This is a genomic window from Candidatus Nanosynbacter featherlites, assembly GCF_037013405.1.
Lineage (GTDB): Bacteria > Patescibacteriota > Saccharimonadia > Saccharimonadales > Saccharimonadaceae > Nanosynbacter > Nanosynbacter featherlites_B.
In genome coordinates this window covers 1-23,089 of sequence record NZ_CP146064.1, presented here as the reverse complement: position 1 = coordinate 23,089, position 23,089 = coordinate 1, and the positions used below count along the sequence as shown (strand labels likewise).

20 protein-coding genes and 2 tRNA genes are annotated in these 23,089 nt (G+C 45.1%); 12 read left to right on the top strand and 10 right to left on the bottom strand.

All coding sequences use genetic code 11. From position 1 onward, the window contains the following. Window positions 1–61: 61 nt before the first annotated feature. A complete protein-coding gene (locus tag V4210_RS00110) occupies window positions 62–352 on the bottom strand; it encodes a hypothetical protein (RefSeq protein WP_338520845.1) in 291 nt (96 codons plus the stop codon). A gap of 133 nt (window positions 353–485) precedes the next feature. Further along, window positions 486–574 (bottom strand) — tRNA-Ser (locus V4210_RS00105). Window positions 575–625: 51 nt separating this feature from the next. On the opposite strand from V4210_RS00105, the gene V4210_RS00100 reads away from it, so the two are divergent. Then, window positions 626–1,081 (top strand): 23S rRNA (pseudouridine(1915)-N(3))-methyltransferase RlmH, encoded by a 456-nt coding sequence (locus V4210_RS00100; protein WP_338520844.1) that lies wholly within the window; start codon window positions 626–628, stop codon window positions 1,079–1,081. On the opposite strand, the gene V4210_RS00095 is transcribed toward V4210_RS00100, so the two are convergent. Then, window positions 1,078–1,659, bottom strand: a complete 582-nt coding sequence (locus V4210_RS00095) for a ComF family protein (protein ID WP_338520843.1) — start codon at window positions 1,657–1,659, stop codon at window positions 1,078–1,080. The two genes, V4210_RS00100 and V4210_RS00095, sit on opposite strands and share 4 nt — an antisense overlap. Window positions 1,660–1,866: 207 nt before the next feature. On the opposite strand from V4210_RS00095, the gene V4210_RS00090 reads away from it, so the two are divergent. Beyond that, on the top strand, window positions 1,867–2,343 hold the full coding sequence (locus tag V4210_RS00090) for an Hsp20/alpha crystallin family protein (RefSeq protein WP_138078302.1): 477 nt from the start codon (window positions 1,867–1,869) through the stop codon (window positions 2,341–2,343). Window positions 2,344–2,411: 68 nt separating this feature from the next. On the opposite strand, the gene V4210_RS00085 is transcribed toward V4210_RS00090, so the two are convergent. From V4210_RS00085 to V4210_RS00065, 5 genes are all read right to left on the bottom strand, one after another. Beyond that, complete coding sequence (locus tag V4210_RS00085; protein ID WP_338520842.1) at window positions 2,412–2,792, bottom strand: hypothetical protein; 381 nt, start codon at window positions 2,790–2,792, stop codon at window positions 2,412–2,414. 86 nt (window positions 2,793–2,878) lie between these two features. Beyond that, window positions 2,879–3,253, bottom strand: a complete 375-nt coding sequence (locus tag V4210_RS00080) for a hypothetical protein (RefSeq protein ID WP_338520841.1) — start codon at window positions 3,251–3,253, stop codon at window positions 2,879–2,881. Further along, window positions 3,253–3,549: a pilin gene (locus V4210_RS00075; RefSeq protein WP_138078296.1), complete on the bottom strand. Its 297-nt coding sequence runs from the start codon at window positions 3,547–3,549 to the stop codon at window positions 3,253–3,255. Before V4210_RS00075 ends, V4210_RS00080 begins: the two co-directional genes overlap by 1 nt. A 2-nt stretch (window positions 3,550–3,551) precedes the next feature. Beyond that, window positions 3,552–3,977, bottom strand: a complete 426-nt coding sequence (locus V4210_RS00070; RefSeq protein ID WP_338520840.1) for a hypothetical protein — start codon at window positions 3,975–3,977, stop codon at window positions 3,552–3,554. Then, on the bottom strand, window positions 3,974–4,363 hold the full coding sequence (locus V4210_RS00065; protein WP_338520839.1) for a hypothetical protein: 390 nt from the start codon (window positions 4,361–4,363) through the stop codon (window positions 3,974–3,976). Before V4210_RS00065 ends, V4210_RS00070 begins: the two co-directional genes overlap by 4 nt. A 132-nt stretch (window positions 4,364–4,495) precedes the next feature. On the opposite strand from V4210_RS00065, the gene V4210_RS00060 reads away from it, so the two are divergent. The 10 genes from V4210_RS00060 to V4210_RS00015 all read left to right on the top strand — a co-directional run bounded on the left by V4210_RS00060 (window position 4,496) and on the right by V4210_RS00015 (window position 20,380). Further along, window positions 4,496–4,573: transfer RNA gene (locus tag V4210_RS00060), tRNA-Asp, on the top strand. Between the two features lie 146 nt (window positions 4,574–4,719). After that, a complete protein-coding gene (locus tag V4210_RS00055) occupies window positions 4,720–5,775 on the top strand; it encodes a hypothetical protein (RefSeq protein ID WP_338520838.1) in 1,056 nt (351 codons plus the stop codon). Between the two features lie 57 nt (window positions 5,776–5,832). Next, on the top strand, window positions 5,833–9,114 hold the full coding sequence (locus tag V4210_RS00050) for a hypothetical protein (protein WP_338520837.1): 3,282 nt from the start codon (window positions 5,833–5,835) through the stop codon (window positions 9,112–9,114). A gap of 47 nt (window positions 9,115–9,161) precedes the next feature. Further along, window positions 9,162–11,675 (top strand): hypothetical protein, encoded by a 2,514-nt coding sequence (locus V4210_RS00045; protein WP_338520836.1) that lies wholly within the window; start codon window positions 9,162–9,164, stop codon window positions 11,673–11,675. 25 nt (window positions 11,676–11,700) lie between these two features. Beyond that, a complete protein-coding gene (locus tag V4210_RS00040) occupies window positions 11,701–12,630 on the top strand; it encodes a PrgI family protein (protein ID WP_338520835.1) in 930 nt (309 codons plus the stop codon). Between the two features lie 7 nt (window positions 12,631–12,637). Further along, window positions 12,638–13,552 (top strand): hypothetical protein, encoded by a 915-nt coding sequence (locus tag V4210_RS00035; protein ID WP_338520834.1) that lies wholly within the window; start codon window positions 12,638–12,640, stop codon window positions 13,550–13,552. After that, the gene (locus tag V4210_RS00030; protein ID WP_338520833.1) at window positions 13,552–15,393 is read left to right on the top strand and encodes a VirB4-like conjugal transfer ATPase, CD1110 family; all 1,842 of its coding nucleotides are present in this window, start codon (window positions 13,552–13,554) and stop codon (window positions 15,391–15,393) included. Before V4210_RS00035 ends, V4210_RS00030 begins: the two co-directional genes overlap by 1 nt. Before the next feature lie 2 nt (window positions 15,394–15,395). After that, entirely contained in the window at window positions 15,396–18,410 is a 3,015-nt protein-coding gene (locus V4210_RS00025; RefSeq protein ID WP_338520832.1) for a M15 family metallopeptidase, read from the top strand. Continuing rightward, entirely contained in the window at window positions 18,407–19,639 is a 1,233-nt protein-coding gene (locus V4210_RS00020; RefSeq protein ID WP_338520831.1) for a phage tail tip lysozyme, read from the top strand. Before V4210_RS00025 ends, V4210_RS00020 begins: the two co-directional genes overlap by 4 nt. 12 nt (window positions 19,640–19,651) lie before the next feature. After that, window positions 19,652–20,380, top strand: coding sequence for a hypothetical protein (locus tag V4210_RS00015; protein WP_338520830.1), 729 nt, complete (start codon window positions 19,652–19,654; stop codon window positions 20,378–20,380). A 1-nt stretch (window position 20,381) separates the two neighbouring features. Here V4210_RS00015 and dnaN read toward each other — a convergent pair whose 3' ends face one another. Beyond that, the gene (dnaN, locus tag V4210_RS00010; RefSeq protein WP_338520829.1) at window positions 20,382–21,482 is read right to left on the bottom strand and encodes a DNA polymerase III subunit beta; all 1,101 of its coding nucleotides are present in this window, start codon (window positions 21,480–21,482) and stop codon (window positions 20,382–20,384) included. Window positions 21,483–21,736: 254 nt separating this feature from the next. Then, a complete protein-coding gene (gene dnaA, locus V4210_RS00005; protein WP_338520828.1) occupies window positions 21,737–23,089 on the bottom strand; it encodes a chromosomal replication initiator protein DnaA in 1,353 nt (450 codons plus the stop codon).

Genomic DNA, 23,089 nt, shown 5'->3' with positions numbered 1-23,089 from the left:
TTATCAAAACAACTCTTCCCTAACGAAGAGTTGTTTTTTTATAATAAATCACTCACGCGAATTATTCTTCTGTCGGCTCCTCTTCAGGAGACAGCTCAGGCACTAACTTAACTGTGTTCTCAAAATGATTTACCTTAATGGAGTCTGCAGTATCAGCAGCAAGAAGTGCGCCTGGCGTAGAAATACCGTATTCTCCCATTGCTGTATAGAACTGAACAATGTCAACTGGTGGTATTTGTTCATCCGTTCTTTCTTCAACTACTTCTTGAGCTTCTTCAATTGCTGTTTCTTGAGCTGCTGCTCCTCCTAAGCCCCTAATAACCTCCTCGGCAACTTTAATATATTCAGGCAACTTTTTATAGTCTATACCATAGTTAAAATCAATATTATCATCTCCTTTTTACGATATTTCAATATCATTGTATCATAATTCTTCTGAGGTAGTACAAAACCCTCACCGTGGCGAGGGTTTAATAAATATTCCATGGCGGAGAGAGAGGGATTCGAACCCTCGAAGCCTTGCCGGCTTACCGCTTTTCGAGAGCGGCCAGTTCAACCACTCCTGCACCTCTCCGTGATTGACTTTTTCATTATACCAGAGGGTAGGTTATACTTACCATTAGTTATGCTCAAAATTATCACAATCGGCAAGAAAAATAATTCATGGGTCATAGATGGCCTAGAATACTACCAGAAGCGCCTGAGAGCCCCGTGGAATGTCGAATGGGTATTGTTGGCTAATTCTTCGCTGGAAGGCCCCAGAGCGCGTCAGGAAGAGTCTGAACGGATACTCAAGCAAATCAAACCAGACCATTTTGTCATTTTACTGGACGAAAGAGGCAACAATCTGTCGTCTCCGGAGTTATCAGCTCTCCTGGAAGAGTGCTTCGCCCACAGTCGGTCAGTGGTCATCATCATTGGCGGGGCATTTGGTGTTTCTTCGGAACTACGCGAGCGGGCTGATGTCGTTTGGTCTCTGTCAAAACTGGTGTTTCCGCATCAACTTGTGCGTCTACTCCTGACAGAACAACTTTATCGCGCACAGGAAATTGCCAAAGGTAGCGCATATCACCACGTCTAATCAACCGTAGATTTTTGTGAGTCGTGCCGCGTTAGAACTATGATCGTCACAGAGGTAGCACCCGCCTGACGTAAACAGTGAGCAGCTTCTCGCACCGTGGCACCAGTAGTAAAGATATCATCAACCAGGTAGTAATGCTTGGATGGATCAATATTACCCGCCACTCGGAAAAATTCTTTCGCTTGCAGTCTTCGTTGTTTGGCTGATTTGGTAAAATGCTGCGTCACGTTGTTGCGCCGCTGGATAATCTGTTTAACAGGGATATTCCTGACTCGTCCCAGCTGACGACAGATGAGCTTCATATGATCATACCCTCTGATGCGTGTATTGCGTGGCGTCGTCGGGATGGGGACTAGTACGCTGTTAGCCGGCAGCTGCGGCAACAATTCGTCGGCGATTGCAACCAAGTCGTTAATCACAGCCCGTTTGCGCTCAAACTTGAGTGCATCAATTGCCTGCAAAACCGCACCCCGCCTGAGCAGCAAACAATAAATCTGCCCAACAGGGAAGTGATGTCTACCACAATAGTTACCATGTTTGGGACGCCGATCACATAAAACGCATGTGGTATAGCTCATTTGTGTGATGTATTTTTTACATTTTGGGCAAATAGTTTGGCCAGTTTTCCCACACCCATAACAGTAGTGGGGAGCGATAACTGACAATAACTCATCAAACATTGTATTTTTTACGTTTTTCGCCTTTCACTGTTGATTATAACGCACATAACCGTTATACTAATAGAGAACATTGTCAATTGAGCCAAATAGAGTGGAGGAACAACTATGGCCCGGAAACAGGACGATAATTTATTTACCGACGACGATTTAACTGCTGCATTTTTGGATGAAGCTGATTTGTCAGCTCCAGCACAAGCACCAGTAGCACCAACCATTGCTGCCAACGAAGACAACTGGGAAGAGGACGCTGATGACCTAATGGGTCAGTTGGCGGTTGACGTTTTTGAGACCGAAGGAGAATTGGTCATCAAAGCGCGCACCGCTGGTGTTGACCGCAACGACTTGGATGTCAGTATCTCTGACGGCATCTTGACCATCTCTGGTACCTTGTCTAGTGGTGACGAGACTGAAGTTAACAACTGGCACATTCAAGAATGTTACTGGGGCGAATTTAGGCGCACCCTGGCTCTTCCAGTTGCAGTCAAGGAAGAGGGCGTGAAAGCAGAGCTAAAAGACGGCGTATTGACAATTACCTTTGAAAAAGTAAAACAAGAAAAAGCTAAGAAGATTCAAGTTCTGTAATCAATCACTGATCTCTACTAAAAACACCAGTCGTAATGACTGGTGTTTTTTGAGATGTAACTAGGTGATTAGTTACCGGTAACCTTATTGACCACAAAGTTAACGATAGCGTAGGCAAAGATAGCAATCAACAGACCGATCAAGGAGTACATAATGGTATTCTTAGCAGACGTCACCTTAGCACTGTCACCGTTTGATGTGGTGTATTTGAAACCACCAAGGATCAACATAAACACAGATACGATAGCAATCGCCATCAATGCAAAGTTAATTGACTTTGAGATGATGTCGTCAACGTTAGCACTAGCACCAGTATTGGCGTTTTGAACCTTGTTCAAACCTTCTCGAACCTGCGCAAATGCATTGTCGCCAGAAGCCAAAAATACGACACCCATAACCAGCACAGGAAGGGCAAACGCGCCAGCTATTTTAATAATGGTTTTTTTCATGAATTTCGTTTCCTTTCCTTGGGAAATTGATTGTTATTTTACTTCATTATACCATATTTTACGGTCTGTCTATACTGTGTTGGGCTCTATTTACCAATTATGCGAAGAAATACGTAATCAACGATAGCATACGCAAGAGCAGAGATGATCACGCCAATGATGGCGTACATGATAGTGTTCTTAGCAGAGCTTAGCTTAGCACTGTCGCCATTGGAGGTGCTGTATTTCAACCCACCAATGATAACCATCACAACTGATACAATACCAGAGATAATCAGCAGATATCTGATGACTGTTTTGATGACCGGGTCAACTGATTCACTACTGTTAGCACAGACAATGTTATTTGGATCGGTACTACACGCGTCATAAATACCAACCGCTGAAGCAGTTTGTGACAGCAAAAAACCACCGACTATGGCGAGAGCCAGAGTAGCGGTAATAGTTACGATTTTTTTCATTAGTTAAACCTCCCTGCGACATAATTTGTAATAACAAAAGCGCACCATACCACCAGCAAACCAACCACCGAATAGATGATACCGTTTTTAGCTTTCGAGACTTTGCCTGGATCACCAGCGGATACACTATACATGATGCCATAGATGATGATGGAAATGATAGCTACGACCGCTGAGATAGCAAACACCAGGTTCGCTATACTTTGTAATGCCACCTTATCATCTTTACGATCAGGAATTCCTACGTCACTTGGGGAACCTAGTTGGCTAACAATTTGAACGATAAACTTTTCCATAGTTACAATAATGCTCCTGATACCCAGTTTACTACACCTACTGAGGCGATAGCTATAACTAAGCCAATAATGGCATTAAAAACTGTTTTTCGTCCACGAACCGCTCGATCTGGTGATCCTGAGCTGGTGATGAACAGAAAACCACCGTATATAATGTATCCTGCTGCAATATAACCCGTGATTTGGAATAAATCTTCAATAAGGTTTAAGGCAATTTGCCAGATGTATGGGCCAAAACCACCAGCCTCACTCGGACTCTTTAAATCACACGAATTACCAGATGTTAAGTTATAAAACCAAGGTTTTAGAGTTATAACACGACCACGTTCATCACAAGCACCAGCTAAGGCAGGTTGTGTGCTGACAAATGCCATACCAAAGCTACCTATAAACACCAAAGTAACTGCTATAATTGCCCGTTTGATCATGAGAATACTCCTCCTGGAATTAAGAATTGAGTCAGCGTGACAAAGAAGGCGTATAGCAGCAACCCTATCACAACATTGATCCAGATCTCGCGAGCTTTTTTGATATTTTCTGGCTTATCTCCAGATGATGAAAATAATATGCCACCATAAACTACCGCACCAACAGCTGTGACACCTACACCCATGGTTAAAATTTTTACCGCCTGTTTAACGATATCAAAGATAGCCTCTTTACCGCTTTTACCGCCACATTCTATGGTTGAAGTATCGACGCCAGCACATTTCTTCGCACCCTCCTCCTCAGCAAATACCGGAGCTGAAACAGTAAAACCGACTAGTAGGGCTACAGCAATGATGGTTTTTGTAAAGAAATTTCTGTTTATCATTGAATTGTTCTACCAATATTAGGTTGATATGTGACTAATTGTAAGATATTGTCACGCAAAATGCAAACAACATTTCACCTGATGGCTCTTGAATATTAGGGAAGTCTTTGGTATTATCGAGCTAGTTGACATGCGCTCGTAGTGAAGTTGGTCCATCACGCCTCCCTGTCACGGAGGAGATCGCCGGTTCGAATCCGGTCGGGCGCGCCACAGACACCCAAGCAACAGGGTGTTTTTATTTTGCTGATCTATAGTCTTGTATTTTCATATACTTTGTGTTATAATCACGCCATATCGATTGTAGATATAGTGTGTAACTAACCTGGTAGTAAACCAGAGAAAGAATCCCAAGCGTTATGAAAGAGTATAACCCAAGCGATTCACAAGAAACATCAGTATATGAAATAAACCGCCGAGGGGTCCTGGGTCTTTTTGTGACCAGTGCTGGAGCGATGGCTTTAACAGCCTGCGGTAGTAAGAAAGAAACTACATCAGAACAAACATCAGGACAACTGCCTGAGCATGCAGAGAACAGTCCTTCACCAGAAGTGTCTCCAACTCCTGAAGGGATGCGTACACTGGACCTAGATCCTTCAACAGAGGTAGAGCTTTGCGAATCGTATGTAGACACAAGATTCCCTGAAGAAGAGGCTAAGAAATTAACCATTCCCGTTAGTGCTTTCGAAAGCCCCGACGAATTAATGCGACACCTGAGTACTATAATTGAAACAACAGTTAACGTAGTTGCTGATAAAAAAGATCAGGAAAATCCACCGTCATCTGAATATAGTAGGGTATATGACGAAAAAAGGTTCAGTTATTTGGCACAGAAAGATCGTTCTGCAAACAGCACACCTCCTACTTTCGGATCAACACTAACCCCATATATCCTCAATCGCATAAAAGGAGTTTTTGAAACTCCAGGCAATGACGCACGTGGAAAATCACAACCAATTAAGTACGGGAATGGTTTCAAGAGTCTCTTGGAAAATCTTATAGATGCACAAGAAGCATTACGGATCGATTACAGCACTCACCTTGAAAATGATGAGAATGGTCTTCACAGGACGGCCTATACGAACCCAATAGACCCAGAAATGATATTGGGGCCTGTCACTATTGCAGGAATGGAACATGGTGAGCCAAAATACGATGGTGATACTATTTCTATGACTTTCTCATTCCGACCAGATAATGGCGCCCAGCATTCTGAGAAAATTACTGATTTCCTTGCTAATAATAGCGTTGGTACGATGCCTGTGGAATGGGTACTAACAGCTGGAGTTGGCGGTATGCAGGGTAATGTTACATTTAAGAAAATCGGCCCTGGTACTGTTGTTATTAGCGAGCTAGAGTTTAGTCGTAAAGAAAATGTTCCGTATTCAAAATTGCGTGAAGAAGGTAAAGCGTAAGCCGACTTTCTAAGCATTTGCGCTTTTGAGACATATACACTACAATTTGTAGTGTATATGTTTTTTCTGAAAGGGCATCAAAACATGAGTAAAAAGCGAGGGTTGATAGTACTCTCCACACTAGTAGTGGCACTTATATCAGCGGTGTTACTTGCTCCGCAGGCAGAAGCTGCAAAAAGTTTGAAGTTAAAGCAAAAAGTTGAATCAACACTACTTTACGCTAATTTAATGAAGCGTGGCACCAACGATTGGACATGTATGACCGATTTCGAGGGGATGCGGTATAGAAACACGACAAGCACCGACTCTAACTGGGCGCCATCTAACGGTGATAATGAGGAGCGTGCAAATACCTTTGTGGGAAAAAATACTAAAGGCGGTATTAAATCCTACTCAGGCGTCGACCCCATCACAAAACAAATCGGTGGAGATCTCAGCTGTGCTAGCCTCCTAAAAGCGGGGATTGATATTTGGGAGGGCTCTTCTAAATATGCTGACTTCTACCGGCATATGGGTGGTAAATTTTTTATTGATCAAACCAAAGCTGGCTGGGTATTTCGAAATTGGGAAAGATGTAAAAAGTATGAATGGAATTCCTGGGGTCGTTTTACACAAAATGTTAACGACTTACGGAGTGTATCAAAACCAAATTATTTTACTTCATACACTGTTTACTATTCTAGTAGTAATTTAGCTCCTGACGAAAATCCTCCGGGTGGTTGTGCACCAAAAAAGGGTGGCGCGGCCATTAAAGAACGTTTCAAAGACGGTATCAAAAATGCCACCGGCAGCCTACCTTCTATAGCTTCAGGCAGCGCCGAACAATGGTATATGTATTCAAAAACATTTACTAGTTCTGCTAGCGGTTGTTCTGCTAGCGGTGATAAATCTCTCAAGGAAATCCCTAAAGAAAATCCAGATAGCTCGGGGTATTATTACTACAAAATTCCATTTACCAGTACAGGTGGCAAAACCGCCGACATGATTTATAAGACTTCCAAGGGTAATGAAAAAGTCTGGTTGGCAGCAACCGACGACACTGAGGGAGGATTAGTCGAAGTAAGCTGTAGCGATATCGGTTCTTGGCTCCAAAACAACAGGGGTGCTTTTGATAAGTTTGCCAAATATGCGTCTGAACATAAAGATGAACAGAAGGAACTTTCCGTAGGGGATACTCCGGAGCAAAGCGCTGACGCTACAGCACAGTCGACCGAGGGGGCAGGAGAAGAAAAAGAGGAAAAAACGTGTACTAGTGAACTAACGGGTATCGGGTGGTTTATCTGCCCAGTTATTGACAAACTGGCTGACTTTGCCGACTCGGTCTGGGGGATGTTAGAAGAATATTTAGTTACAAGTCCCTTGCAGGCAACAGGAAATACATATGATGCTTGGAAAACTATGCGAGACCTTGCTAATGTCTTGTTAGCACTGGTATTTATCTTGATTATTATCTCACAAGTATCAAATGTCGGTATCTCTAACTACGGCATCAAGAAAATGCTACCTCGTTTCATCATCGCTGCGGTTGCAGTGAATATATCCTACTTTGTCATCCAAGTCATCGTTGATACCGCAAACATCCTTGGTAGTACTCTGCTAGGAATCATTACAGCTCCGATACAAAATATGAGTTACAAAGATGTTGGTTGGGGCGCCTTATTGACAGCAATTTTAGCAGGTGGCGGCACGGCGGCTGGAGCGACACTAATTGGTGGAACAATTGCTGCCTCAGTTTTCGGGATTGGAACCCTGTTTATGTTTGTGCTTATGGCAATCGTTCCAGGTGTGATCGGCATCGTCTCAGGGTTGTTAGCATTGGTATTTCGATCAGCAGTGATACCGGTGCTGGCAATCTTAGCTCCATTGGCATTTGCAGCTTGGATTTTACCAAACACCCAAAGTGTCTTTGACAAGTGGAAAAAAGTCTTCACCGGTATGGTCTTCCTCTATCCTTTGGCGGCAATATACTACGGCGGATTAAAATTATTAGCCTTTACTGCCCTTGCTGACAAAACCGGCGGAGTGGTACAACAACTGATGGCTTTGGCACTTTTATTTGCTGGTACTTTCGTCATCCTTGGTATGGCACTGAAATCCAATGCTATCATCGGCAACCTGATGGGGCGGGCAAATGGACTATTGAACAAGGCATCAGCACCAGCGCTTAATGCAGGAAGTAAGTTTGCTAAACGTCGAGCAGGTATGAAACGTCGTGAATTTATGGCGAAAGATTTTAGCAAGAGTAAGGCTCCTAGACGTGTCTGGAGTGGTGGTCTGCAACGGGGCTTTAGAAAGATAAACCAACGTTCACTCGACCGAGAAACCCGAGCAGCTCTGGCAGAACAAAGCGAACAGCAGCGCTACCGAGAAGGGCTGGCTGAAGCTTCTGGAAGTGAACTGGATAAGCGGCTTGGGTTTGCGGCAGCTACTACTGGTGGTCAAGAGTATATTCATAAACTATCTCAAGAAGCTGCAGCCAAAAAATTGCGGTTTGAATATAACGGTAATTTAGCTAAAGCTCTACGGTCAGATGACAAATACGTTCAAGCAGCAGCAGCAGAAGAATTATCCAACTCGGGCGCCTGGGGCGCAGGACAATTACGTAAATATCTAGAAAGCGGCGGAGCAATTACCAGTATCGAGATGGGGAAGGCCCTCGGCAATGTAAAGAAGTACGATGCTGGAGTAGCCGCAGCCGGTGTTGCAGGGTTTGATGCAATAGGTGAAGGGAATAAAAGCTATAGTGTTACTAGTGATGAGTTGGCAGCCATGACAAGCAAGTCTGTGGGCGGCTTATCCACCGAAACACTTGCTACTCAAAGTGCAAGCGCTCTTACTGATGCCATAAACGAAGGTGGATTAACAGTAGAAAAAGCAAAGAAAGTCGCAAATAATTCACGAAATCTCAGTCAAGCTAGTGCCGAATCTGCTGATATCTTTGAATCTATGGCCTTAAAAATGTCAACGTCTAAAATGAAAAAGTTATCAACATCAATACCCGCAGAATCATTATCCGTACCACCATTGCAGCAAAATCAAGCTCCACAGGGCGTGGCACAGCCAACACCTTCTCAGGCACCAAGCATGACTCCTGATCGCTACTACGCCATCAAAGAGCAGGCACGAGGAGTAGAAGCTCCAAAGCCAGATTCATTGTCTTCAGGTGGTCAAACACAAGCTCCAGCTCCACAGGTTAACGTTACTGTGCAGGTAGACAGATCCTCTGATCCGACGAGTGCTACCAGTATTCCACCGAGCTATATTGACCAGGGTGGCACCAGTGGCACTGGACGGTCACAGCACCGACGCAACCGACCGCCTACTGCGTTTGGCCGATAGATTCATATAGTTGACTTTTACGCTAAAAAATGCTACCATTTACAGTAATGGAGTGGTTGAAAATGCGAGTGCGTCCGCAAATACGTCGGTCGCAGTGGTTTGCCATACTGACTATTAGTATTTTTGTCGGGTTTTTTAGTGGTATACTCATCAACTCTACCTCAGTTTATGCCGCTGAGGCTCAGTGGAAAAGCGACTCACTGGTCGTTGATGGCAAAACCCTCAAACCAGTTAACGACACAGCTCGTAAAAAACTGCTTGGTCGCGACAGTAAAGACTGGGTCTATGAGGCTACCGAAGGCAATCAATCAACAGTGGTATTTTTCGCTGGAAATAGCAATCCACGAACTGCTACTACCGCGAAATACGCTAGATACACCATAAACGGCAGTACACCAACACAGTCAGGCGAACCAGAGAATATCGAGGTCAAACAGGACAGTAACCCTAGTGAGTCAGAATGTGACGTGAGAGGGGGAACGGGTTGGTTTATTTGCCCAATTTCTAACGGAATCGCCTCAGGAATTGATGAAGTGTACACGTGGATTTCCGACCTGATGACTACACCAGCGATAGACAGCTCCAACAATAGCTCTGGGGTAAAGGTCGCCTGGGACATCATGCGAAACATCGCCAATGCAGCGTTCATCGTCGCCTTTTTGATCGTTATTTATTCACAGCTAACCTCAGTTGGCATCAGTAACTATGGTATTAAAAAACTAGTTCCACGAGTGGTTATCGCCGCAATTTTAGTTAACCTGTCTTTCATCATATGTGCTGCGATGATCGATCTGTCAAATATCTTTGGTGTCGCCCTACAAGATATGTTTAACGAAATCCGTTCTCAAGTGTCGGCAAACGGCGCGTTTAATGGTGCTCCACTACCAACTTGGAGCGACTTGGTGGCCATGGTCCTGTCTGGTGGCGCAGCGACTGCAGGCGTATATGGCGCACTGGCAGCAACTGGCGGATCGTTAGCTTCAGCCGCTTACTGGCTACTGCCCATCATTGCCAGTATCTTATTGACTCTGACAGTTGTATTCATCATCTTGGCGGCACGACAAGCATTATTGATTATCTTAACGGTCATATCACCGCTGGCTTTCGTGTGCTATCTGTTACCAGGCACCGAGAAATTCTTTGAAAAATGGCGAAACTTAATGTTCACCCTGGTGATATTTTTCCCAGCATTTTCAGTGGTATTTGGTGGCGCGCAGCTGGCAGGATTAATCATCCTACAAAACGCCAATTCATGGATTATGGTGATTTTAGGACTGGCAGTGCAAGTTTCAGCCCTAGCCATCGCACCACTGGTGTTCAAGCTGAGCGGCGGTGTGCTGGGTCGAGTAGCTGGTATCGTTAATAATAAAAACCGTGGTGTTATCGACCGGACTAAAAACTGGTCACGTGACCGCAGTCAATTGGCGGCTCATAAAAATTCATTGGGCAGAGCTGACGACGAACTAAGTAAATTCAGCGGCATCCGCAAAATGGGGCGCTGGGCTAATTACCGCTCGCGTAAATTCAAAACTCGTTCAGAAGCCTACCAAAAACGGGCTGACGCAGCCTATAAGCTTTCCCGCGCCAACCAAATTGCTGATATTGAGTCACGGGCTGCTGCTGACCAATTATCACTAGCTGATGTCACAACCGCAAACGCTTATGAGGAGATGAAAGTTGAAGGTACACCGACACCAGCCAACCTGAAAAAGAGAGCTGCCCGCCGCTATGAAACACTACAGGAAGAAACTCAACGAGAAGCGCGTAGTATTGCGATTCAAGGACTGCGAAAAAACAGTATTCAGCGCGTTAATGACTACATCTTAGCAAACGATCTAGCCAACCAGGAGGAGTTGCGAGCCCAAGCAGGTTCAGTGGAAAATATGTACTTTGGTAACGACCGTGGTTCACAGCGTGTGTGGTCAACGGCACGTAGCACCATCACTAAGGCTAATAAGGAATCGATTGAGAACGCTATGACTATTCTCAATGCCATGAACGTCAGCAATGATGATATGGTGGAATTGGCCAATGGTGTTAGTCGACGCGGCTTGACGGTTACTGATGATATCCGCTATGCAGCGATTCACCACGTGTTAGGTGGTAAAGATGCCGTGGCCATCCAAAGCTTGCTGCAAAAAACCGACTTCGGTGCGCTTAATGACGACTTTGCACAAGAATACGGTGACGCGCTGCTGTCCAACTCTGCTAAACCAGCTTGGTTAGGTGGTGCAGCTGCAGCGGCTATTAAGGCCAACAATGTTAATATGAACGGCCCAGACTACATGAGGAAACTTATGCTCGATAACCTTAACATCGGTGGTTTGTCGACCGAAGCAATTGTCGGTTCAGACTTGGCTTACCTAAAGCCACTAAAGGAAGCGTTGAGCGACCAAAGCTTTGTCTCGCAAATCAATGAAGCTGGTCTGGATACGTTGCGCAAGAACCTTGTTTTGGCACAAACCGATCCTCGGTTTAGTAGTCGAATTGGTAAAACTGGTAATACAATTCGAGAGATATCTCTTTCTCTAGGGATTAAGCCTGAGGATTTAACTAGTTAAGCTATCTTTGCTATACTAGTAGCATATGGCTGTGTATAGAGTGCCCCAGGATGTGGAAGCAGAAGACAAGCTGCTTGGGCCATTCAGTTTTAAGCAATTTGTGTTTCTCATCATCGCGGTGGGCTTTTTTGGTATAGCGTGGGCGCTAGGAGTCGCCTTGTTACCATTAGCAATCATTCCTTTGCCATTTGGGGTGTTTTTCACCGTATTAGCGTTGCCACTACGTAAGGAACAGCCGATGGAAATATATATTGCGGCAGTGATATCATTTTTCTTAAAACCGCGCGTGCGGCTCTGGGAGCCAGACGGAGTAGAGACGCTGATAGAAGTGGTAGCACCAAAAACTAAGGAAGAGAACCTGAGTAAGAACTATGATCAACGAGAGATCCAGCGACGATTATCATATCTGGCAAACATCGTTGACACGCATGGCTGGTCAGTCCGCGGCGTCGGCAACCCGGAAGCAACGGGTAATTTAGATACCGCCAGTTCACTACAGGCTGATTTCTATAATACCGCCGTTCAGGCAGAGGAAGACATTTTAGATCGGGGTAACACTACTTCACGACAAATTGCTGATATGATCGCCGAGACAGACCAACAGCGGCGAGAACAGTTGATACAGCGCATGCAAAAACCTCAAACACCAACAACACAACAGCCGACTCAGTCAGCAGTTTTCATGGCAGCTCAAGAGGAAGATATACCAAAACTAACCGTCAACCCGTACCCTCACATGCGTCAAGGTGTCCTGTCTCCGGCAGGGGAACGACCTACCGTCACGCCACCAACCGACCAAAATCAACCTATACAACAACCTGTTGACCCTGGTATAATAGATTTGGCAAATAATCATTCCGATCTTTCCATAGCGACCCTACAAAAAGAAGCAGATCGGATACATAAACGCTCAGAGGAAACAGCTGAGGAGGAAGTGGTGATTTCACTACGCTAGGTGGGAAATGCAACCAGATAATCAACAACCATATCAGTTACCACCCAACCCGACGACACCGCCGGTCGTTTCTGGACAGCCTAGTCAGCCATTACCGCCACAACAGCCACAACCTGGTCAGCCAGCGTTGCCAATGCAGCCTGGTATAACTCAGCCAGGTCAGCCAGCTCCAAATCCACAGAATCCACCAGCTCCTAAAGACAAAAAGAGCGCCATCAGTACACAAAATACGTTATTATTTTCAGAAATGCGTGAAAACATGATCATCATGAGTGACGGCAGTTTTCGAGCAGTGATAGAATGTCAATCCATCAACTTTGATTTGATGAGTACTCGTGAGCGAGAGGCTATCGAATTTAGCTATCAAAACCTACTCAACTCGCTCTATTTTCCAGTTCAAATCCTAGTACGATCACAGCGTGTTGATATCGGTCCATACCTTGATCGATTGTCACGTATTCGACGCTCTCAAGACAATATGTTACTTAATGTGTTGATGGATGACTATATGAACTTCATAGAAGTGCTGTCGCAAGAGGCAAACATTATGGATAAGCGATTTTTCATCGTGGTGCCATATTTCCCCGGCGGCGATGTTAATGCCATGAAACAGCAGGCAAAGGGTCTGTTTGACAGTTTCTTTAGTGGTAAGAAGGAAACGTTGATTACCAGGATTGATCAGCCGATGTACGAAAAAGCAAAAGATGAGATCAAAAACCGCATCGATACGGTGATGAATGGTTTGTTTGCCATGGGCGTGAAGAGTTTGCAACTCAACACCAGGCAGCTTGGAGAATTGTTCTATATTTCCTACAATCCTGACACTGCAGCACGTCAGCCATTAGTCCGCAACCCAAATGATCTGACGACGACTTACATCCGTAAGGGAAATGGTGAATCGCCATATGGAGGAGATTTTTAATGGCTAAGAAAAAACTAGATGCCATCGATATCGCCGCTCAACAGCGTGCTCGCGAACAAGCTGAGGTCGAGCAGGCTTTCTTGACTGGCGTGAGAACTCTGCGAGATTTTATCGCCCCAAGTAGTGTGGAAATTCAAGCAAGTTATTTCCGACTGGGTGCCAAATATGGCCGTACTATTTACGTCTATGGTTATCCTCGTGAAATTTACACCGGCTGGTTGAGTTCGGTGATTAATATCGACGAGGTGTTGGATATCAGCATGTTTATCTACCCGGTCGACACTCAGGTGGTGCTGAACAATTTGCGTAAAAAAGTGACTCAGTTGGAAGCTAGTATGAATATCAACGCAGAGAAGGGGCGTGTGCGTGACCCGGCCATGGAAGCTGCCTTGCAGGACGCCGAAGAACTGCGTAACCAGCTACAGATTGGGTCAGAAAAATTCTTCCGTTACGGACTATATGTGACGATTTATGCCGATAGCCTTGATGAGCTGAACTTTATTCAACACAAAATTGAAACTATCTTTGGTCAGCAGCTGATCTTTAGTAAAGTGGCGTCAAATCAGCAAGAACAGGGACTGAACAGCACCATTCCTCAGTTGATGGATCAATTACAAATCCGCCGCAACATGAACACTGGTGCTATTTCCACCAGCTTCCCATTCACCTCTGCTGACCTAACCGACGGTAAGGGTGTGTTGTACGGCATCAATATGCATAACAATGGTTTGGTGATCTTTGACCGATTTTCTCTAGAAAATGCCAACATGGTGGTGTTTGCAAAGTCTGGTGCTGGTAAGTCGTTTACAGTGAAACTGGAAGCACTGCGTAGTATGATGACTGGCGCTGACATTGTCATCATCGACCCGGAAAATGAATACCAAAAGCTATGTGATGCCGTGGGCGGTAGTCATATACGCTTGAGTTTGAATAGTGACACGCGCATCAATCCATTTGATCTACCGCGAGTGATTGACACCGAAGAAGCAGACGACGCGTTACGTGCTAATTTGGTGACGCTGCACGGTTTATTGCGTCAAATGTTGGGTGGTTCAGTAGCTGGTTCTATCGGACTAACCGCGGCAGAGGAAGCAGATATCGACCAGGCACTGATCGACACCTATGCTCGTGTTGGTATCACGTCGGACCCATTAACCCACAATTCAACACCGCCAACCATTCATGATTTGTATGATACATTACTACACATGGGCGGCACTGGTCCACAGTTAGCACAGCGTCTGCGTAAATTTACTTCAGGTACCTTTGCTGGTATTTTCAGTCAGCAGAGTAATATCGATATCAATAACGCCATGGTAGTCTTTAACATCCGAGATCTGGAAGATGAACTACGCCCAACGGCTATGTATATTGTATTGAATCACATCTGGAATATCACTCGAACCGACCAGAAAAAGCGTATGTTGATCGTTGACGAGGCATGGCAATTGATGAAATATGAAGACTCAGCTAGCTTCTTGTTTAGCCTAGCTAAGCGAGCCCGAAAATATCAACTAGGACTCACTACCATCACTCAGGACGTCGAGGACTTTGTGGGCAGTAAAATGGGCCGCGCTATCGTTGCCAACTCATCCATGCAGCTCCTTCTCAAGCAATCATCCAGTGCCGTTGATGTGCTTTCTAGTGTGTTTAAGCTAACCGAGGAAGAGCAGAAACGCTTAGCGAATTTCCCCGTTGGACAGGGGCTGTTCTTTGCTGGACAAAACCACGTGCACATCCAGATTCAAGCCAGTGATACCGAGTATGATCTGATTAATACTTCACCTGTAAAACAACAGCTTCCGTCTGAAACACCAATTGGTGGGTATGGAGCAGTATAATTATGCCACGAATTGATTATACGACTGATCCAGATGTTGATGAACGGCTCAATCCGGCCTCTGAACAAACGTCTAAATATCTGAACTCCATGGAGAATAATGCCGCCAATGATAATTTTTATGATGGCGACAAGAAAGATGATGGACTAAACGCTGCGGACAGCGTTAATAATCAAGAACAGCTATACTCTCGGTCTCCTTTGGGTAAGTCCGGCAACAAAAAGCGCGGCAACCTTTTGGCAAATATGACTCGCAAAAAATGGGGTGCCACAGCCGGTATCGGTGGAGGGTTGTTTGGCCTGATGATGTTATTTTTCACAATTTTGCCATATAAGCTTGATGCCATGGTCTCCACCATCACCGACCAGCTCAGCTCTGTGCCACAGCACGCCATCAACCAACGACTCGAGTATATCACCACACGCTGGGTCGCCATGAAAATGATGCAAACCGCATATCCTGGCGATGCCAATCTCGTGTTTTGTGCTGGCGGTGGTGTTTTGTGTCACCTGGGAGCTACAAAATATAGCACGTGGTTTGAAGAACAGCTTGATGCTAAATTTGAAAAAGAAGGAAGAAACGTTAAGGCTGTCTTTAATGCAAGTGGTAGAAACACCCTGGGTGGTAAAGCGACCTCATTTACCATGCATCTTGAGTCAAAAGATATGAACTCTGTCCTGCAAGGGGTAGAAAAGGAATTATCTCACAAAGATATGCGTCGTCATATAAAAAAGATGACACGTAAGGTTCACGGACGTAACTATTTCATGCGCTATCTATCTAAACGTGTATTGTATCGAAAATACGGTGTGAAAAAGTTTAACATCATACCAGAAAAAGCTGGTCAAAAATATGCTGACTTTAAGGCTAAAATTAAGCTAAATATGAATACACGTATCACCGCTAAAATGTCGCCTCGTTTTGCAGCGTATTTAGGATGTTTGGATGGTACTGACGCTAAAAAATGCCAAGACACGTTAGATAAATTAAATAACGACCTCGATAGTAAGATTAGCGAAGCAGAAAAAGAAGCTGAAAAAGCGACAGGTGACAATAAGACAAAAGCCGATGAAAAGGTGAAAAAAATTAAAGGGCAAAAAGAAGCTCTTAATAATATTGATTCTCTGTCCAAAGCAGCACCAGACACACCGCTAGGTAAAATCATCAGTAAGCAACTGTTTAAGAAAATAGCGGCTGCAAACGCCATCATTGGAGCAATTGATTTGGTTGCAAAGATTGTTGGAGCAGTTAATGAAAAGGTTATTGAAATTGTCGGAGCTGACCAAAAGAAGCAGCTGTATACCGCGTTCACTTATGATGAAGAAGCTAGCCCAGTCTTGACGCGAGACCAAATTCGGGCGGGAACAATTGATAATATTCAACATGTTGAGTTAGCAACCTCGCTATTTGACGGCGCCGAAGCAGCACCAATATTTCAGGCAACATTTGGCGGCAATAACACCGCAGCATCATTATTATACCCAATAGCCTACGCTGAGGACGGTGGTATTCGCACCAAGTGCGAGGTTGGTGGTGAAGAAAAGGTGGTTGCCTTAGATCCCGGTGAGCTTGTCTGTCCAGAAAAAAAGATTGTCAAAGACTACACTACCTTTACGAAATATCCTGTCTGGCAAGTGTTGGCCGGGATAGCTGAAGCCTGGAATAGTACGTTCGGCGCGATCATTGACTTTGTTGGTGATACGGTCGGTAAGGTATTTAGCTGGTTCTTTAGTTATTTACAGGAATTGCCAGGATTGAAGCAGCTGGTTGAACTCTCTGAAGGCTTGATCGAAAAAGCCATGGGTTGGGCAGTGAGTTTGCTGTTCGGTATACCAGAGGTGGGGGTTGACGCGCCGGGTAACAATAACTTTGAAGCTCTACACGGCGGACTGACAACAACTATGCAAAGTAGTACTGAAGCTGGACAAGCTGGCGCCGATTCAGGCTCCAAACAGCCAGACGGCATCGGTGGGGCACGCCTCACCAACCAGCAAGTCAGTGTGCTCGCAAAACAGATCGAGCAAGAGCGTGACGAAGAATTCCGCGAACAACCACTCATGGCGAAGTTATTTGACCCAACACTTAAGCGTTCGGTGGCTGGACAGTTACTAGCCGTTATGCCAACTTCCGGTTTTTCAACCATGCGATTAATCGCACGCGCACCGGTCGCCCTAGCGTCTGCCATCACGCCAACTAACACGCATGCCGCCAAATATGACCAAGCAGCCGTCATGCGAGCTTTCGGTGTAACTTGGCATGGTTTTACTGACAAAGCAGTGTATAAAGCCGACCCAAGTCAGTACACCGATGCTGTCTGTTCAACCAAAGCCAAAGAGCGTGAAGCGAGTTATGGGATTCATGAAGGCGACTTAGTCCCGACGTACAGTGTGGCCGATCCATGTGCCTTGGAATTAACCGTAGCTGGCAACCTGGCCTTGATGGCGGACGACAAAGAAGGTAAATATTATCCAAAAGAAATTGATGATCCATCAGCCAACACTGGGGCACAACAGCCAAGCAGCGGACCAGTCGGCGACGCTATCGGTCCACCGGAATTAGAAGAAGCACAGACTTTTGGAAATGAACCTGCGTCGTGGGGTGGACACAGAAACGGTGAGATTCCACTGTCAGCCATGAGTGAGTTGAAAACTGCACCAGGACATTACATGCATCCAAAGGCCGCTCAAGCTTTCGATGCTATGAATGAAGCCTATGCTCAAGAACATGGTGGTCAACACATGACAATTACCGAATCATACCGTACATTAGCAACACAACAAGATTACTTCTCAAGCGGTATAACACAAGCAACTCCAGGAACATCAAAACATGGACATGGACTAGCCCTAGATATTAATATAGGTGGTTCAGGTTTTAATACGCCAATTTATCTGTGGCTAGCATCAAATGCCTCAAAATACGGCTTTGTCAACCCACCATGGGCAAGAGACCGTAACAATCCTGGCTGGTATAAAGATGAGCCGTGGCACTGGGACTACGCAAGGAGAGTACAATGAAACGAGTAACTATCGGTCTATTGCTAGCTTTAGTGAGCTGTGTCATATTTTTGACCGCCGACTCCTCAGCAGCGCCAGAAAAAGATAAAGAAAAGAAGAAGGATCAACCGGCCGGTATTCCTTACCAAGACTATATTTTAAATGACATCAATATCAACAATCCAAACGGTCAAATCTGCTCAACCCAAAATACTGCGACTGGTGAACTTTCTGGTGAAAACGTAGAAAAAGTTCTTAAGTTTTTTACCGGCAAGGGTCTAACGTTAGTACAAGCAGCAGCGGTGGCTGGTAACCTCCAGCAGGAATCTCGCATCGATCCGAGCGCCCTCAACAGTATTGGTGCATACGGTATCGCGCAGTGGCTGGGTGGGCGCCGCACTAATCTAGAAAAAAAGCCAAATTACAGTACCATCGAAGGGCAGCTAGAATACCTCTGGGAGGAGCTGAATGGGGCAGAAAATGCTGGTCTGAAAGTACTACTTAAACACACTGACAAATCGGGTAGCAGTGTCAGTGCTTTGGCGGTTGAGTTTGGTGAAACATTTGAGCGCTATGGTGCAGGCGAAGAAGGTAACCGTGCCCAGTATGCCTCTGAGATTTTCAACAGCTATAAGGGTAAAATCCAAGACGGCGATCCGTCAAAAATCGCGGCAAGCGCCGGTGGTGATTCGAGTGGTGCACAAATTAGTTCAGCATCAGCAACTGGTTGTAGTGGTAATGGGTCTAGTGTCGCCGGGCAGAGCATCGTCGATACAGCCAAGCAGTTGGCGTGGAATCCAAATACTGACAAAGGGGCTAATAACCAGACGGCTAAAGCTGAATATATCGATGCAGTCAAAAAGAATAACCCAAGTGTCGTCGGTAGTTCAGACACTGACTGCGGTAGATTTGTAGCGACGGTGCTGCGTACTTCTGGTGCAGACAAAGATTACCAGCCAATTGGCACCACTGATCAGTATACTTACGTAAAATCTCATCCAGAAAAATTCAAAATCATCGATCGTCCATCTGCTTCAGACTTGCAGCCAGGTGATATCCTCCTCCACCCAAGCCATGGTGGCTACGGACATACTTTAATTTACACTGGTGACGTCGGTGGAGGTTACGTCGCCGCTAATGCCTCCCTTGGAGATACAGTACCGATATTCATCAAGCAAGGATCTGTTGACTATCAACTCACTCAACCAGGTAATATCTTGGTTCGCGTCATTCAATCAAACAAAACCTAGAAAGGAAATATCATGCAGCCAGTCATCACAAAGCAAAAAATTATTGGCGGTGCAGTGATTATCGGCGCGCTGATTGTTGCGCTTATCTCATATTATGTATTTCAAACAGTCACGCACGATACTACATTACTGGCGACCTTTGCTCCAGAGACTGTTAAAATGTCGTACGACTCAGTGAAAAATCAGGTCATCAAGTCTGACAAGCCCGTAGCGGTTAAAAGCGGTAAACATACTTTTAGTTTTAGCGCTGACGGCTATGACACATATACCGTTGAGCTTGATCTAGAAAAAGGGAAGGAGCGAAAATTATTATTCGCCCTGACGCCAAAAACCGACAAGGCAAAAAATGAACTGAAACAGAAAAAATACGCCAAGGTATTAGATGGTCTAGGTAGTCGAGAAGTGAATAGGGTGGGTAAAGAGATCGATAAAGCCAATCCAATCTTACAACATTTGCCGTTTGAAGATAGAGACTACCGAGTATTTTCTTGCCAGCCGTACCGCACGGATATCAAGAAATCGCATAAAATTGGCATCTGTATCACCATGGCTGGACGTAATGGCGAAGCTCTCCTGAGTCAAATATTAGAGAAATTAGCTAAACTTGGCGCGACGCCAGATAACTACGATATGAAGGTAAATAATTACATCATACCGACCAAGAAAGAAAAAGAGAGTCGAGCCGCTGTACCATGTGGCGACGGACGACCATCATGGTGTTATAAGTTCCGTGATTATTAACCTAACTTTTTAGTGGCATAATGATGTGGATATAATCACGTTTTTTCGCCGTAGATTGGATGATACAAGGAGAGAGTTTACCACTGAAAGCAAACGACACTTCATCTCCGTCGGTGACATTTAACGCCTCAGTCAAGTACCGAGAATTGAGCGTAATCTGACCATCAGCGGAAATCTTAGCGGTAGCTTCTGAGGTATTTTCACCAAGTTCTGAGGCAATGGAGTGGATGGAGATGATATTATTTTCAGCCGAAGCATTGATAGTAACGCCGCCGCCTGACTCTCGAGCGAACAGACTGGCAACTTTGGTGATGCGGCTGAGGTCGGCGCGCGAAACGATGATTTCCGTTTGTGACTGTTGAGGAATCAGCTGGCGATAATCTGGAAATTTTCCATCAATTAGGCGGCTAATAATTTCCAGTTCTGGCGTTTGGAAACAAACTTGGTCATCGCCAAATAATATCACGATGGTTTCCGTGGCGTCACTCAAACTACGAATCACTTCCTGCAGGGCAGACGTTGGGATGATGGCTGAAACTTCGCCGTCCGCTTTCATTAGTTTTCGTTCAGCGAGCCGGTAGCCGTCGGTTGCCGCCAAATATAACTCGTCTTCAAAAGTATGCCAATATACCCCAGTCAGTACCGCCCGGGCCATATCAGAGCTAGCCGCCAAAATAGTTTGCGACACCGCTTTTTTCAGATCATCAGTGGCGATTTCGTAGCGCACTGCTGTATCTTCATTGATGGTTGGTAACTCTGGAAATTCATCAGCAATGACACCATTGATGACTGACTTAAATTTGCCAGAGGTGATGTGCAGGTGATCGTCTTTGGTCTCCAGGTCGATAGTGCCGCTTGGCAGGGTTGAGATAAATTCTGAGATCAATCGTGCCGGGATAGTGATCGAACCCGGTGATTGTATTTTTGCGCCAATGTACTGAGTGGAAGCAATTTCCAAATTGGTAGCTGCAATCAACAATCTCCCTCCGTCGGTGCGAAGTAAAATATTATTCAAAATAGGAAGTTCGACACGACCAGAAGCCACCCTTCCGATATTACTGAGTGCTTTTGCGAAATTTTCTTGTGTGACTGAAAGCTTCATAGTGACTATTATATAACCTTTCTTATTTTTTATCTGGTGTTAGTAATAATAGGTGCTGTGGAAACTGAGTAAAACAAGTGTTCAGACAGAGGTAAGTGGGCGAAAAAACCTGTGGATAGCTTTGTGGATCAACTTGGTACAAGGCAGTGGATAAGGCTGAGTTAACCCACAGTCGTACGGAGCCCGCCAGACTTTGCCACAAGCTTAGTCGCAGACTGCAGATAGAATTCCATAGGTCGTGCACAGGTTTTCCACTAATTTTGCACATATAGTTTATCCTTGACGTCATTGATTTGTTCGCGCACTAGCTGGTTGGTTAAACTTTCTTTGGTGATTTTTTCAACAGAGTGCATGGCTGTGGTGTGGTCTTTACGGCCAAGTTCTTGAGCGATTTTTGGAAAACTCATTTTCAATTCACTACGCAACAGATACATGGCAATTTGTCGTGGCTGGACGATGAACTTATCACGCCTGGCTGAACACATGTCTTTTGGATCGAGATTAAAATAGCGCGCCGTCCGATCGATAATCTGCTTAGCGGTAATGTGTTGCGGGCGAACGCGTTTCATGTCGCCCAAGACGCTCTCGGCTGCCGCCACATCTGGCACAAAGCCTTGCATGTCAGCATAGGCCAGGAGGCGATTGAGTGCACCCTCAAGCTCACGAATATTTGTTTTGAAATTAGCTGCCAGATATTCAACAACTCCTGATTCTAGCTCAGTACCGCTGAGGCTAGCCTTTGCTTTGACGATGGCACACCGCGTTTCATAGTCAGGCATTTGAATATCGATTGCCATACCCCATTCAAAACGGCTGCGTAGTCGGTCAGTGAGGGTAGGGATACTTTTGGGCGGCTTATCAGAGCTGATGATAATTTGTTTGTTGTTTTGATGGAGGTCATTGAAGGTGTGAAAAAATTCATCCTGGGTTTTTTCTTTGCCGGCAATAAACTGCATATCATCAACAATTAGCACGTCAACATTGCGATATTTATCAGAAAAACCCTTTTTCTTGAAACGAATATAATCCAAGAATTCGTTTACAAAGGCTTCAGTTGTCGTGTATAGCACCCGGGCTGACGGCTGTTGTTTGATAATTTCATTGCCAACTGCTTGCATGAGGTGGGTTTTACCAAGACCTGAACCGCCATATAAATAGAGTGGATTGTATTTGAGGCCAGGGTGTGAGGCGACCGCTTGGCAGGCAGCATAAGCCAGGTCGTTGCTTGAGCCAACGATAAAGTTATCAAACGTATAGCGCGGATTGAGATTGCTATTGTTTTTTTGCGTTGGGGCGATGATGCGACGTTCTGTCGGGCGAACAGTCTCTTCTGGCTGATCCCGGTTGACGGTTTTTTTTCGTGAACCAGAACCAATCCTATATCGCACCACACCTTCAAAACCGTTTGATTTTAAAGCTTCTTGAATATCGGTATGAAACTTTTTCTCTAGCTGTGCCTCTACGAAAATATTTGGCACAATGATAACTGCCTCTTTGTCAGAAACTAGTTCTAATTTTGTTTTTGTGAACCATGCAGAGAATGAAGAAGACGGAATGGTCAATTCTAACTGACCCAATACTCCCTGCCAGATTGCTTGTTCTTTCAT